This window comes from Pararobbsia alpina, assembly GCF_965118125.1.
Classification (GTDB): Bacteria; Pseudomonadota; Gammaproteobacteria; order Burkholderiales; family Burkholderiaceae; genus Pararobbsia; species Pararobbsia alpina_A.
Map to the genome: position 1 here is coordinate 3,060,804 of NZ_OZ221287.1, position 13,967 is coordinate 3,074,770.

Below are 13,967 nucleotides of genomic sequence, written 5' to 3' on the forward strand. Positions count from 1 at the left end.
TCGATGAATATCTCGAAGCTCTTTATCAGCCGGCCTGTCGCGACGACCCTGTTGTCGATCGGGATCGCGCTTGCCGGTGCGTTCGCCTTCGTCAAGCTGCCCGTCTCGCCGCTGCCGCAGGTCGACTTTCCGACGATTTCGGTGCAGGCGAATCTGCCGGGCGCGAGCCCGGACACGGTCGCGACAAGCGTCGCCAGTCCGCTCGAGCGGCATCTTGGACAGATCGCCGATGTGACCGAGATGACCTCGATGAGCTCGCTCGGTTCGACGCGGATCACGATGCAATTCGGTCTCGACCGCGATATCGACGGTGCGGCGCGCGACGTGCAGGCGGCCATCAACGCCGCGCGCGCGGACCTGCCGACCGCGTTGCGGCAAAACCCGTCGTATCACAAGGTCAATCCGGCCGACGCACCGATCATGGTGCTGGCGATGACGTCGCGCACGCTCACGCGCGGGCAACTCTACGATTCGGCCGCGACCGTGCTTCAGCAGGCGTTGTCGCAGGTCGACGGCGTCGGCGAAGTCGATGTCAGCGGCTCGGCAAACCCCGCCGTGCGCGTCGAGCTTCAGCCCTATGCCCTCTTTCACTACGGCGTGGGCCTCGAAGATGTGCGCGCCGCATTGGCCTCGGCCAATGCGAATGCACCGAAAGGCTCGTACGACCAGGACAACCGGCACTTCCAGATCTATACGAATGACCAGGCGCGGCAGGCGAGCCAGTACCGCGAACTGATCGTCGGCTATCGCAATAATGCGCCGGTCAAGCTGACCGATGTCGGCGAAGTGGTCGACTCGGTCGAAGACCTTCGCAATCTGGGTCTGTTCAATAGCGAACCCGCTGTGCTCGTGATCCTGTATCGTCAGCCGGGCGCCAACATCATTGAGACGATCGACCGCGTCAAGGCCATCCTGCCGCAGCTTCAGCGCTCGATGCCCGCCGATGTGGAGATCACGCCGACCGCCGACCGTTCGATCACGATTCGCGCCTCGTTGCGCGACACGGGCTACACGCTGATCATCGCGATCGTGCTCGTGATCCTGACCGTGTTCGCGTTCCTGCGCAGCGTGCGCGCGACGCTGATTCCGAGTGTCGCGGTGCCCATCTCGATCGTCGGCACGTTCGGCGCGATGTATCTGCTCCACTACAGCATCGACAACCTGTCGCTGATGGCGCTGACGATCGCGACCGGATTTGTCGTCGACGATGCGATCGTCGTGCTCGAGAACATTTCGCGGCATATGGAAAACGGCATGTCGCGGCTGCAGGCCTCGCTGCTCGGTGCCAAGGAAGTCGGCTTTACGGTCGTGTCGATGTCGCTGTCGCTCGTTGCCGTGTTTCTGCCGATCCTGCTGATGGGCGGCATCGTAGGACGGCTGTTCCGCGAGTTTGCGATGACGCTGTCGCTGGCCATCGGCGTGTCACTGCTCGTCTCGCTGACGACCACGCCGATGATGTGCGCGTTGCTGTTGCGCGTACCGCGCAAGCAAGGCGTGGCGACCGATACCGATGCGGATGCCCGCAATCAGGACGAGATCGAGCACGAAAAGGCACCAGGTCGACTTTCCCGCGCGTTCGAGGCGGCGTTCGATCTGCTGCAGAACGGCTATCGTCACACGCTCGAGTTCGCGTTGCGCGTGCCGCTGCTCGTGATGCTCATCCTTGTGGCGACGATCGCGCTGAACGTCTACCTCTACATCATCGTGCCCAAGGGCTTTTTCCCGCAGCAGGACACGGGCAATATGATCGGCGGCATTCAGGCCGATCAGGCCACGTCGTTCCAGGCGATGAAGGTCAAGTTCACGGAACTGACCAAGCTCGTCAAGTCGGACCCGGCGGTGGAAAGCGTGGTCGGATTCACGGGCGGCCGTGCGACCAATGCGGGCTTTATGTTCATCACGCTCAAGCCGCTCAGCGAACGCAAGATCAGTGCGGACCAGGTGAATCAGCGCCTGCGGCCCAAGCTGGCGCACGTCGCGGGTGGCCAGACCTTCCTTGTGCCCGTGCAGGATATTCGCGTCGGTGGCCGTCAAAGCAACGCGCAGTATCAGTTCACGTTGCTGGGCGACTCGAGTGCCGAGCTGTACGACTGGTCGAACAAGCTCGTTCAGGCACTGCAGAAGAATCCGACGCTCGTCGACGTCAATTCGGACCAGCAGCAAAAGGGTCTCGATATTCAGCTCAATATCGACCGGGCTTCTGCTTCGCGACTCAAGATCACGCCGAGCCAGATCGACAACACGCTGTATGACGCGTTCGGACAGCGTCAGGTGTCGACGATCTATAACCCGCTGAACCAGTATCACGTCGTGATGGAGGTCGCGCCTCAGTATTGGCAAAGCCCCGAAACGCTCAAGGACATCTGGATCAGTACGTCGGGCGGCAACGCGACGGGCAGCCAGACGACGAATGCGCCGGCGGGCACGGTGTCCGCGCAGACGACGCCGAGTGCGTTGACGGCGGGCGTTTCGACCACCACGTCGTCGGGCGCGACCTCGGCCGCTACGATTGCGGCGGACTCCGCGCGTAACGCGTCGATCAATGCGATTGCGACCAGCGGCAAATCGAGCGGGTCGAGCGGATCACCGGTCAGTACATCCAAGGAAACGATGGTGCCGTTGTCGGCAATTGCGAGCTACGGCCCGGGTAATACGCCCCTCTCCGTCAGCCACCAGGGGCAGTTTGTCGCGACGACGATTTCGTTCAATCTTCCGCCGGGCAAATCGCTATCGGATGCGACGCGCGTGATTGAAGAAACCATGAACGAGATTGGCGTACCCGCGACGATCAACGGCAGTTTCAGCGGTACCGCGCAGGCATTCCAGCAATCGTTGCGCGACGAGCCGTTGCTGATTCTCGCGGCCCTGGCGGCGATCTATATCGTGCTCGGCATGTTGTACGAAAGTTATATTCATCCGATCACGATTCTGTCGACGCTGCCGTCGGCGGGCGTCGGCGCGCTGCTCGCCTTGCTCGTCTTCAACGTCGAGTTCAGCATCATCGCGTTGATCGGCGTGTTTCTGCTGATCGGGATCGTCAAGAAGAACGCGATCATGATGATCGACTTTGCGATCGATGCATCGCGCCGCGGCATGAGTTCGCGCGACGCGATTTTCGAGGCCTGCATGCTGCGCTTCCGCCCGATCATGATGACGACCTGCGCGGCCCTGCTCGGCGCCCTGCCGCTCGCTTTCGGTCACGGCGAGGGTTCCGAGTTGCGTGAGCCGCTCGGCATCTCGATCGTCGGCGGCCTGATTTTCAGTCAGGCGCTGACGCTCTATACGACGCCGGTCGTGTATCTGTATCTGGATCGGATACGCGCGCGGGTGGACCGGCGCCGCGCGCGGCGTGCGATGGGCAATGCGTGAGTTAAACGCTGAGCATCACGCGGGACTTCTTCCAAGGCGCGGCGAGGGGATCGGCGCGTCCTTCGGACCCATGGCGCCGCTCCACCGATACACGCGCATGATTTCGTCCACGGTGATTCTCGCCGTCTGCTCCATGATTTGCATCAATTCGCTTGCCGCTTTCGCCTTGTCGACCGGCTGCCACACGTCGATTTCGCCCGGCGTGCCGCGCGCACTGTGATGGTCAGCTGAAGGTGCGCTGGCGCGGCCGTCGAACTGCCTTTGAACGTCCATCACCAGCTTTGCAGACTCGATGTGGTTCTTCCGAAACAGATCAAGCCGCGCCTGCTCGATCTCGGCATGGTTCGGCCCGTCAGCATCGGATGCCTGAACTGGCACGGTTTTGTTCAGGCATCGCGGCAAAGGCGTGGGCTTCGCATCGGAAGGTGCGATCGCTCGCATCGTCCGCGAATGCCGAGGCGACGGGACGTAACTCAGAACTGGCGTGGAGCATTCGCTCGCTAAGTCATCAAGCCGGTTCGACCCGCCCGCGTCTGCAGGACGACTGTCCGACGAGGGGCCCGGGACAAATATCCTCGTGACATGATTGGGCTGTGCGTTTACGTATTCAACGCCGGGCAACGCCCCGGGTGTCGGCGATCCCGGAGGCAGCCAATCGCTCATGTCGACGTAGTCATCGGCATCCGTAGCGGGTGGTCGCTGCCCCTGGCGCTCGGATAAGGAAACGTAGCTCGCGTTCGATGCCACGCTCGAGACCAACGAGCGACGCGACCCGACCGGGGTCGACATGCGCGGCCGATGCCCGGGGTCCGTTGAATCGTCTGGCGTCATGGGGCGCGCTGCCGAGAGACTCGACCAGCCGTCGCTGTCGTCCGGGTCAAAGACATCGGAGTTTGAATGGCACCTCGTCAGTTCGACGCCCGACGCGTCGCTCGCAAGCCACTGGCGAGGCGGCCGAATCCACGCAGCGATCGCGTCGAATACATTTTTGATTTTCTCGATGCAGACCCAAAAGGCATTCGTTGACGACTCGGGCGGTGTCGATTGTGCAGAGGGCACCGACGCCGAAGTAGAGGTCACACCTGGGTGACAACAAGAGGTCGCGTGCCCGGGAGGGGCGTAAATCCGGACGTTCGGGTTGTTGAACAAGCTCATAGTCTCTTCGCTCGAAAACGGCATGAAGATCAGCGGCACGACACCACAACACATCGGCCACCTGCACTGCGCGGCTACCAGCTCGACCGCGCAGGTGAGCACAGTGCGCGAATGCGCGCCGGGGCTTTTGCAATTTGCGATCAAAATGGCCCGTGCAACGACGAATCTCGTAAAATGCGGGCTTCGCGCTGATGCGCCATGACCCGCGCACGTGATTGAATGTTGCGCACCGACGCCCGACGTGGCCGGAGCCCTTCCGTTGACCCAGAGCCCTCGCATCGAAATCGCCCCTCAGGGCCCGACCCTTTCGCGTGTCACGGCAGGGATGTGGCGCCTCGGCGAATGGAATATGGATCCCGCGCAACGGCTCGCCTGGATACATCAGGCGATCGAACGCGGTATCACAACGTTCGACCACGCCGATATTTACGGCGGGTACACCGTTGAAGAACTGTTCGGCGAAGCAATCGCGATCGAACCGTCGATTCGCGAACAGATGGAAATCGTGAGCAAATGCGGGATCGCGCTGACCACGCCAAACAGGCCCGCGCATACGCTCAAGCACTACAACACGACGGCGGCGCACATCGTCGCGTCGGTCGAGCAGTCGCTCGCCGCACTGCGCACCGATCGGCTCGACCTTCTGCTGATTCATCGCCCGGATCCCTTGCTCGATCTCGACGAAGTGGCCGAAGCCTTCGACCGTCTTCATACCGAAGGCAAGGTCCTGCACTTCGGCGTCTCGAATTTCACGCCGTGGCAATATCAATCGCTGTCGAGCGCGGTGCGGCTTGTGACGAATCAGGTGGAGTTTTCACCCCTGCGTCTCGATCCGGTGACCGACGGCACATTCGATCAACTCCAGTCGCTCGGCGTCTCACCCATGATCTGGTCGGCGCTGGGCGGCGGACGTCTGTTTTCGACAGGCGCAGGCGATCCCGATGCGACGCGCGCCGCGCGGATTCGTGCTGCGATCGACGCCCTCGCACAAACGCTTGGCGTCTCACCCGCGACCGTCGTCTACGCATGGATCTTGCGTCTGCCAAGCAAACCGATCGTGCTGACGGGGTCGCAGCGCATGAGCGTGCTTGATGAGGCGGTGGAGGCCACACGCCTCACGCTGTCGATTCAACAGTGGTTCTCGATTTACGAAGCAGCCCTGGGTCAAGAGGTCCCCTGAGTCAAGGCACCCTCTGGGTTGAGAAGCCCGCTGGGTCGAGAAGCTCCTGAGTCGAAATGCCCCCGACTCAGGATGGCCCCGGAGTCAGACAGCCGCACGCGTTAAATCAACATCTCGCGAACGCCCTCGTCAGCCGGCGGTGTCTTTTCAAACCGGACTCGCCGGCCGTCGATGTGACCGTTGGCGTGACCGTTGCGATTCACCGTCTTGCGAGTCTTCTCGTCGGCCGGCGGTACCTTGTCGATCCGGGGGCGCCGGCCGCGGCCGTCGCTCGTGCCATTGCTCGTGCCATTGCCATTCCGGTTGACCACGGCTTGAGCGGCCCGCACGTCGACGACTGACGCGTATCGACGCAATGGCCCCGCGTCGACAAGCGCTTCTTCGCGTTGATCTTCGACGGCGCGTGCCGGCTCGATACGAACGGTTTGATGCCGGGCCTCGAACGATTCCCACCAGATCGGATTCGTCCGCCACGCCGGATCCCGTTTCATATCGGCGATCCATGACGGCGCCTCGGTCTGCGTGCCGACCTCACGGCACTCGGGACCCGAAGAACGCGGCATCGACCGCCCCTTTTGAACCCATCCGGATGGAGCCTGGCGAGGGCCCACGACCAGGTCCAGCGGCTCACCGTGGTCCGCATCCGGCACACTGCTGCGCCCCTGAGCCAACTCGCCTGGTTCGGATCGATGACGCTTGCGCGCGGACGCATCGCGGGGCTGAATCGATGCATATAAGGGCTCATGACCCGCGGGCGTTTTGAACGACGGTGCTTCGTCTCGCGTCGACATGCCCTTCCCGACGTTCGGCTCGATGGCCGGCTCGAAATCCGCTGCGGCAGCCGCTTCGATGATTCCGTGCCGTTTTATCCGCTTGCTGGCAGGGTTGTCGGCCGACACGCGAACGCCTGCCTCAAAAGGGTGCCGATACTCGACCCCGCTCTCCAGCTCGCCATGAGTGCCATGAGCGCCATCCGAATACCCGGCCGGCAGATGCTCGTGTCGTCGAATGACTTCGAGCAGCGTTTCCGGTGTGTCGGGACTCCGTTCACCTGTCGCCAGACACTTCAGCATGACGACGAATCGGTGAAGCAGCGGAATCGTCCAGTTCACAAGGCCACGCGTGACCTCAATCGGGTCTTCGCGCGCATCGAGCCGCTCGGTCGAACCCAACTCCCGCAACGGCCGGCGCACCTCCGACTCAGGCGCAGGAATATGTTCGAGCATCGCTTCTGCGCATTGCGCGATTTTCGCAAACTCTCCCTCGTCAGGCAGATAAGTCAGCGCTTTGAGCCAGGTCATCAGCGGCCGAATGACGCGCTCCGAAAATGCGGCGTCCGGATAGGACTCATTCCGGTTGAGCGTGCGTTGAAAACGTTCGAGCATCTGATCGATGCGATCCGCGTTCTGCGCGACAACCTGGTAGCGAATCGCATCCAGTGCGACAAACAGATTGATGGTGTCGCGAGACATCGCAGCCAGCGACGCGGCGGGATGGTGGGCTTCCACGGGACTGGATAGCTTCCCTTTCGCGGACAAGCCCATTCGGGGCGTTCGGGAAAACAATCCTCCCATACAACCGGACAACTGCGGCATGACATGCGCTCCTTTTCGATTCGGAATGAAATCACCAAGCCCCGGTTACCCGTGGCTCGCGCTCGTTATCGCGAAAACGTAAGGAGAATGCGCGCGGCCCGCTCCGATGGCTTGCACGGAGCGGGCGTTCGTTTCAGCGCCCGTTACACGTCGTCCGTTGCACGTCGCCTCAAAACGGGGAGTCCGGGAAGTAGTATTCCTTCGCGTTCTCCTTCGTCACGAGCGGCGCACCGATGATGAACGTGCCGCGCACCGGAAGCTTGCCCGTCAGGTTGGCAGCCGTAATATTCATCGCCGTAGCCACCATGCCCGGCGGATACAGCACGTCGACCGGGATCATCTTGTCGCCATCAGCCACGCGCTTGATCATGTCCTTCATGCCGGCGCCGCCGACCACGAACTTGATGTCGGTGCGATTGGCCTGCTTGATGGCCTCGAGCACGCCGACCGCAATGTCGTCATCCTGACACCAGACCGCGTCGATGTGCTTGTGCTTGGACAGGAAGTCCTGCATGACCTTGAAGCCATCGTCGCGATTCCAGTTCGCGTACTGCATGTCGAGCACATTGATCTTCGTGCCCTTGATCGCTTCCTGGAAGGCCTTGACCCGCTGGTCGTCGATGACGGTCGGAATCCCGCGCAGGATCACGATGTCGCCCTGCGGCAGGTTCTTCTTGAAGTACTCACCCGCGATGCGGCCCAGTTCCGGATTGTTGCCGGCGACATAAAGATCCTGAATTGACGCGTCCTTAAGACCACGATCGACGACGGTGATGAACACGCCCTTCTTCTTGACGTTCGCAAGCGTCGACGTCAGTTCATCGGAGTTTTGCGGCAGTACGACGAGCGCGTCGATCTTCTGCGTCGAGGTCATGTCTTCGATGGCGCTGGCCTGCTCCGCCCCCGACGGTGAGGTCTTCACGATGATCTTGAGATTCGGATAGGCCTTGCGCAGGCTGTCGGCCTCCCGATTCGTGAAGTACACCACGCCGCCCGTCCAGCCATGGTCTGCCGCGGGAATCGACACGGCCATCGTCTGGGCGGATGCCGATGTCGCGCATCCGAGGCCGAGGCCCAGGCTCAGGCCCGCACCGAGCGTGGCGCCGGCCATCAGTTTGCTGAAGCGATTCTTCATAGTCCCCTCGCAATGAGTTGTGTGTGGGATCCATCCGTCACGCGACCGCGGACCCCCGGCGGCCAAACTCCGTCAGCTCTGACGCCGGTGCAGCGCGCGTTGCGCGAGCATGGCGACGATGATGATGATCCCCTGCACGGCGCCGATCAGGTACTCGCTGATATGGTTCGACAGCACCATGATGTTGCCGATGACTTCAAGAATGATCGCGCCGAGCACCGTCCCCCAGATGCGCGCCGATCCGCCGCGCAGCGCTGTGCCCCCGATCACGACCGCCGTGATCGCCTGAAGCTCCCAGAGCAGGCCTGTCGTCGGTGTCGCGGAACCAAGACGAGGCACATAGATGATCGTTGCGATACCGACGCAGAGCCCCTGGATCACATAGGTCAGCGTGCGCACGCGCCAGATCGACACGCCCGAATAGCGCGCGACCTCTTCGTTCGAACCGATCGCGGTGACGTGACGGCCGAACGGCGTGCGGTACATCAGCAGCGAAGCGAGCAGCGCGACGATGACAAACACGAGTACGGGAATGGGCACGCCAAGCACGTTGCCGAAATAGACAGGCCGATAGAAGTCACGCAGGTTGCTCGAATGCATCGAGATCGTGCCGCCGTCGCCGAGATACGTGATCAGCGCGCGGAACACGCCCATGGTCCCGAGCGTGACGATAAACGGCTCGATACGGCCGAACGTCGTGATCAGCCCATTCGCAAGACCGCATGCCGACGCCAGCGCGACGGCCACGATCATGGGCAAGACCAGCGCACCGACACTCGGCTCGCCGCTACCCGCATTGATCGTCATGATCATCACACCCGCGACGAACGCGGTCATCGAGCCAACCGACAGATCGAGCCCGCCCGCACCGATCACGAATGTCGCTCCGATGCCCACGAGCGCGACAAACACACAGCGTGTGATGACGTTGAGCAAATTGTCGGCACTCAGGAAGTTCGGGTTCACGAACGTGCCGACGATCAGCAACAACACTAAGGCGATAAATGGCGCGAGCGTCGCCAGATCGGGACGCCAGCGTCGCGTGGCAGGAGGCGCTGCAGTGGTCGGGGTATTCATCATGTCGTTCTCGTTTCATCGGCAGCCGGTTCGTATCGGCCGCATCCGTCATGCGTGATGCGTCATTCGCCATGCGTCATGCGTTGTACGTCATGCGTCGTACGCCCTTCCTCATGCGCCCGGCACGTCCCATCAACCTGCAGCTTCCGGAGCCGCTTCACCAACGACTTCGGCATGCTCCGCCCCCGTGGCCAGCACCACGATCGCATCTTCGGTCAGTGCATCACCCTCGACCTCACCCACGATCTGGCCCGCCCGCATCACGATCACGCGATGACACAGGCCGATGAGTTCCTGCATCTCCGAAGAGATCACGACACACGCCTTGCCGCTCGACGCCAGCGCTGCGATAAACGCATAGATCTGGCTCTTGGTGCCGATATCGATGCCGCGCGTCGGCTCGTCGATGACCACGATCGACGGATCGACGAGCAGCATCTTGGCCAGCAGAAGCTTTTGCTGATTGCCGCCCGAAAGCTGGCGCGCAAGGAGGTCGCGCCGGCCGGCGCGAATATCGAACCGCGTCTGCGCCTGCGTGTAGCCCTGCTGTTCTTTCGCGCGATCGATCAACGGCCCGCTGCAGAAATCCTCGAGTGCGGCCAGCGTGAGATTCGGCACGAGCGGCTGATTCAACAGCAGCCCCTTGCCCTTGCGGTCTTCGGTCAGATACGCGAGTCCCGCCTTGAACGCATCGCGCGCACCCTTGAAGTGCTGAGGCCGGCCCTCGACTTCGAGGCCACCGATGCGCGCAGGCCGCAAGCCCAGCAGGCCTTCAAAGAGTTCAGTGCGTCCCGCGCCGATCAGCCCCGCAAAGCCCAGCACTTCGCCCTGACGCAGTGAAAAGGACGCATGCTCGACGTGCCCGGGCACGATCGCGTCGCGCGCATCGAGTACGACCGGCGCATCCGGTGCGGGCAACGGCGGCTTGGGCGGATAGAGGGTCGACATATCGCGGCCGACCATGAAGCGCGCCATATCGAGTTGCGTCATGCCCGCGGCGGGCCGCGTGATCACATGACGTCCGTCGCGCAACACAGTGACCGTATCGGCGATCTGCTCGATTTCGTGGAGTCGATGGGAGATATAGACAATCGCGGTGCCGGCCGCCTTGAGCCGGGCGATGATCGCAAACAGCGCCTGCGCCTCATGCGGCGTGAAGACCGCCGTGGGCTCGTCGAAGATGACGACGCGATGGGGTTCGAGCAACGCCCGCGCGATTTGCACAAGCGCGCGATCGGCGATCGGCAGATCGCGCACGCGTGCATCGGGTGAGGCGTGACAACCGAGTTCCGCAAGGCGTGCCGATGCGATCGAGCGCATGCGCCGGTCGTCGACAAGAGGACCTCGCCGCAGTTCGCGTCCAAGAAACAGGCTCTGCGCGACGGTCAGACTTTCGGCGAGCAGGATTTCCTGGTGGATGAGCACCACACCGTGCGCTTCGGCCTCGACCGGGGTCCGAAAGGCAATGGGCTTGCCGTCGAGCCAGAGCTGACCCGCGTCGGGAGCGTAGTGCCCCGACAGAATGCGCATGAGCGTCGACTTGCCCGCGCCGTTTTCGCCGAGCACGGCATGCACTTCGCCGCCGCGCACGTCGAGATCGATATCGCGCAGCACCATCACCGGACCAAACGACTTGCCTACGCGCTCGGCCCTGAACAAGGCCGTTTGCGCGGACATCTGCGCTGTCGCGCTGTCTGCGTCGCCCATCGTGTCTCCACCCATACTCGCCGTGGCGGGGCGATACATGCCGCCCCGCTCATCGATTAACGGTCAGGTGCTGCTTGAACTGCTCATACTGCTCATACTGCTTGTACTGCTTGTACTGCTTGTACTGCTTGTACTGCTTGTACTGCCGGTGTTGCTGCGCTTACAGCTTCACCCACGTACCGCCCTTGCCTGACGACTTGACCGCGGCCTCGATAAACGCGACGCCCTTCAGGCCGTCGTCGACCGTCGGAAACACCACCGCTGCGTCGAGCTTCACCGGCTTGTCGCGACCGGTCTTGCCCTTCTTCGCGCCTTCGGTGCGGTAGGCCCGAATCGCACGTGCAATCTCCGTGTAGAGATTCGCAAAGCCTTCGAGATAGCCTTCCGGGTGTCCGGCCGGCACCCGCGACACGCGCGCTGCCGAAGCGAGCGCCGCACCCGTGCCACGACCGATGATCTGCGTCGGCTGGCCAAACGGCGTGTAGAACAAATGGTTCGGCTCTTCCTGACGCCACTCGATACCACCCTTGCTGCCGTACACGCGGATCGAGAGATTGTTTTCGTTGCCCGGCGCGACCTGGCTCGCCCACAGCATGCCGCGCGCGCCGCCCTTGTAGCGCAGCAGGATCTGCGTGTTGTCGTCGAGCTTGCGGCCCGGCACGAACGCATGCAGATCGGCGAGCAGCGACTCGACTTCGAGTCCGGTGATGAAATCCGCGAGATTGAACGCATGCGTGCCGATATCGCCGATACAGCCGCCCGCGCCCGATTGCTTCGGATCGACACGCCATGCGGCCTGCTTCTGGCCCGACTTTTCGAGCGACTCGGTCAGCCAGTCCTGCGCGTACTGCACCTGAACGACACGAATGTCGCCGAGCACGCCGCGCTGCACGAGTTCGCGCGCGTGGCGGACCATCGGATAACCCGTGTAGTTATGCGTGACGCCGAACACCAGGCCCGTCGATTCAACGAGGCGCTTGAGCTTCTTTGCATCGGCGAGCGTCGTCGTCAACGGCTTGTCGCAGATGACGTGAATGCCCGCCTTCAGAAACGCCGCGGCAGCCGACGCATGCACGTGGTTCGGCGTCACGATCGCCACGGCCTCGATACCGTCGTCGCGCTTGGCCTCGGCCTTCGCCATCGTCTCGAAGTCCGAATAAATGCGATCTGAATCGAGACCGAGTGCGATGCCCGACGCCTTCGCCTTCTCGGGCGTCGAGGACAGCGCGCCCGCCACCAGTTCGTATTCGTCGTCGAGGCGCGCGGCAATCCGGTGAACCGCGCCGATAAACGCACCTTCCCCGCCCCCGACCATACCGAGACGGATCTTGCGCTGGCGCTTCGCGGTGCCGCTGGCTTCAATCGTCATGCTGACTCCTTCCCCACTGGGATTTCGTTGTTGTAGCTTTCAGCGCGCTGACTCGCCAATAGGGGTAAGCGCGCAGCGTATGCGCAATCGCGGCGCGCTCAGATGCCGAGCATGCGACGGTTGGCCGCGTCGTCGACGCCCGACGCTGCAAAGTCGTCGAAGGCGCGTTCGGCCACGCGAATGATGTGATCGGCGATAAAGCGCGCGCCTTCGGCCGCGCCGTCCTCGGGATGCTTGAGTGCGCATTCCCATTCGAGCACGGCCCAGCCGTCGAAGCCGTATTGCGTGAACTTGGAGAAGATCGCGCGGAAGTCGACCTGGCCGTCGCCCAGCGAGCGGAAACGTCCGGCGCGGTTGACCCAGCCCTGGTAGCCGCCATACACGCCCTGACGTCCGGTCGGACGGAACTCGGCGTCCTTCACGTGGAAGATCCCGATCCGTTCGTGATACAGATCAATGTATTCGAGGTAATCGAGCTGTTGCAGCACGAAATGGCTCGGGTCATAGAGCAGCCGCGCGCGCGGGTGGTTGTTCACGCGCTCGAGGAACATCTCGTAGCTCACGCCGTCATGCAGGTCTTCACCCGGATGGATTTCATAGCAGACGTCGACACCGGCTTCGTCGAACGCATTGAGGATCGGCGTCCAGCGCTTTGCAAGTTCGTCGAATGCGGCCTCGACCAGACCGGCGGGCCGTTGCGGCCACGGATACAGATACGGCCACGCGAGCGCGCCCGAGAAGCTCGCATGCGCCTTGAGCCCGAGCCGCTTGCTCGCCTGCGCGGCGTACTTGAGTTGCTCGACGGCCCATTCCTGACGCGCTTTCGGATTCTTGCGCACGCTTTCGGGCGCGAACCCGTCGAAGGCCTCGTCGTAAGCCGGATGCACGGCCACGAGCTGGCCCTGCAGGTGAGTCGACAGCTCGGTGATCTCGAGGCCGTGCGCAGCGAGCTTGCCCTTGACCTCGTCGGCATAGGTCTGGCTCTCGGCGGCTTTCTTCAGATCGAACAGACGTCCGTCCCAGCTCGGGATCTGCACGCCCTTGTAGCCGAGCTTCGACGCCCATGCGCCGATGGCATCGAGCGAATTGAACGGGGTGTCGTCACCTGCGAACTGGGCCAGGAAAATTGCCGGGCCCTTGATGGTTTTCAAAGCCACTTCGTCTCCTCCAACGCCAGCGCGGTATGCGCGCCATGCGTGTCAATTTGTGGGGGCGCCACGCGCGTGAGTCCGGCGTCGGGCCAGCGCGCGCCGCGCTGCGGCTTATCTTACATTCGCCTCGCCGGGCCTTCGGCTGATGCGAAAAATCGCATCAGCCGGACGTGAATTTCGCAAAAGGGTCAACCCCGACCCCTGCACGAACGCTGCGGGGCGCGATGTC

At 62.7% G+C, this 13,967-nt stretch carries 10 protein-coding genes; 3 read left to right on the forward strand and 7 right to left on the reverse strand.

Annotation, left to right across the window (positions count from 1 at the left end):
* Window positions 1–3 precede the first annotated feature (3 nt).
* A complete protein-coding gene (locus ACMFWR_RS13275) occupies window positions 4–3,369 on the forward strand; it encodes an efflux RND transporter permease subunit (RefSeq protein WP_413192113.1) in 3,366 nt (1,121 codons plus the stop codon).
* Window positions 3,370–3,384: 15 nt separating this feature from the next.
* Here ACMFWR_RS13275 and ACMFWR_RS13280 read toward each other — a convergent pair whose 3' ends face one another.
* Window positions 3,385–3,747 carry a hypothetical protein gene (locus tag ACMFWR_RS13280; protein WP_413192114.1) on the reverse strand — a complete coding sequence of 121 codons (363 nt, stop codon included), beginning with the start codon at window positions 3,745–3,747 and terminating at the stop codon, window positions 3,385–3,387.
* 760 nt (window positions 3,748–4,507) lie between these two features.
* On the opposite strand from ACMFWR_RS13280, the gene ACMFWR_RS13285 reads away from it, so the two are divergent.
* Both ACMFWR_RS13285 and ACMFWR_RS13290 read left to right on the forward strand, forming a co-directional pair.
* Window positions 4,508–4,726 (forward strand): hypothetical protein, encoded by a 219-nt coding sequence (locus tag ACMFWR_RS13285; protein WP_413192115.1) that lies wholly within the window; start codon window positions 4,508–4,510, stop codon window positions 4,724–4,726.
* 57 nt (window positions 4,727–4,783) lie between these two features.
* Entirely contained in the window at window positions 4,784–5,704 is a 921-nt protein-coding gene (locus tag ACMFWR_RS13290; RefSeq protein ID WP_413192116.1) for an aldo/keto reductase, read from the forward strand.
* A gap of 101 nt (window positions 5,705–5,805) precedes the next feature.
* Here the strand turns inward: ACMFWR_RS13290 and ACMFWR_RS13295 are convergent, their stop codons facing one another.
* The 6 genes from ACMFWR_RS13295 to ACMFWR_RS13320 form a co-directional block, all read right to left on the reverse strand.
* Window positions 5,806–7,212, reverse strand: coding sequence for a hypothetical protein (locus ACMFWR_RS13295; protein WP_413192117.1), 1,407 nt, complete (start codon window positions 7,210–7,212; stop codon window positions 5,806–5,808).
* A 256-nt stretch (window positions 7,213–7,468) separates the two neighbouring features.
* On the reverse strand, window positions 7,469–8,434 hold the full coding sequence (locus ACMFWR_RS13300; RefSeq protein WP_413192118.1) for a substrate-binding domain-containing protein: 966 nt from the start codon (window positions 8,432–8,434) through the stop codon (window positions 7,469–7,471).
* Between the two features lie 72 nt (window positions 8,435–8,506).
* The gene (locus tag ACMFWR_RS13305; protein ID WP_413192119.1) at window positions 8,507–9,514 is read right to left on the reverse strand and encodes an ABC transporter permease; all 1,008 of its coding nucleotides are present in this window, start codon (window positions 9,512–9,514) and stop codon (window positions 8,507–8,509) included.
* A 129-nt stretch (window positions 9,515–9,643) separates the two neighbouring features.
* Complete coding sequence (locus tag ACMFWR_RS13310) at window positions 9,644–11,218, reverse strand: sugar ABC transporter ATP-binding protein (protein ID WP_413192120.1); 1,575 nt, start codon at window positions 11,216–11,218, stop codon at window positions 9,644–9,646.
* Between the two features lie 160 nt (window positions 11,219–11,378).
* The gene (locus ACMFWR_RS13315; protein ID WP_413192121.1) at window positions 11,379–12,587 is read right to left on the reverse strand and encodes a Gfo/Idh/MocA family protein; all 1,209 of its coding nucleotides are present in this window, start codon (window positions 12,585–12,587) and stop codon (window positions 11,379–11,381) included.
* A gap of 98 nt (window positions 12,588–12,685) precedes the next feature.
* Window positions 12,686–13,738, reverse strand: a complete 1,053-nt coding sequence (locus tag ACMFWR_RS13320) for a sugar phosphate isomerase/epimerase family protein (protein ID WP_413194887.1) — start codon at window positions 13,736–13,738, stop codon at window positions 12,686–12,688.
* Between the last annotated feature and the right edge of the window lie 229 nt (window positions 13,739–13,967).

Excerpts from the sequence above, each read along its gene's own strand:
- ACMFWR_RS13275 (WP_413192113.1), top strand. The coding sequence starts at position 4 with ATGAATATCTCGAAGCTCTTTATCAGCCGGCCTGTCGCGACGACCCTG.
- ACMFWR_RS13310 (WP_413192120.1), bottom strand. The coding sequence starts at position 11,218 with ATGGGCGACGCAGACAGCGCGACAGCGCAGATGTCCGCGCAAACGGCC.
- ACMFWR_RS13305 (WP_413192119.1), bottom strand. The coding sequence starts at position 9,514 with ATGATGAATACCCCGACCACTGCAGCGCCTCCTGCCACGCGACGCTGG.
- ACMFWR_RS13315 (WP_413192121.1), bottom strand. The coding sequence starts at position 12,587 with ATGACGATTGAAGCCAGCGGCACCGCGAAGCGCCAGCGCAAGATCCGT.
- ACMFWR_RS13300 (WP_413192118.1), bottom strand. The coding sequence starts at position 8,434 with ATGAAGAATCGCTTCAGCAAACTGATGGCCGGCGCCACGCTCGGTGCG.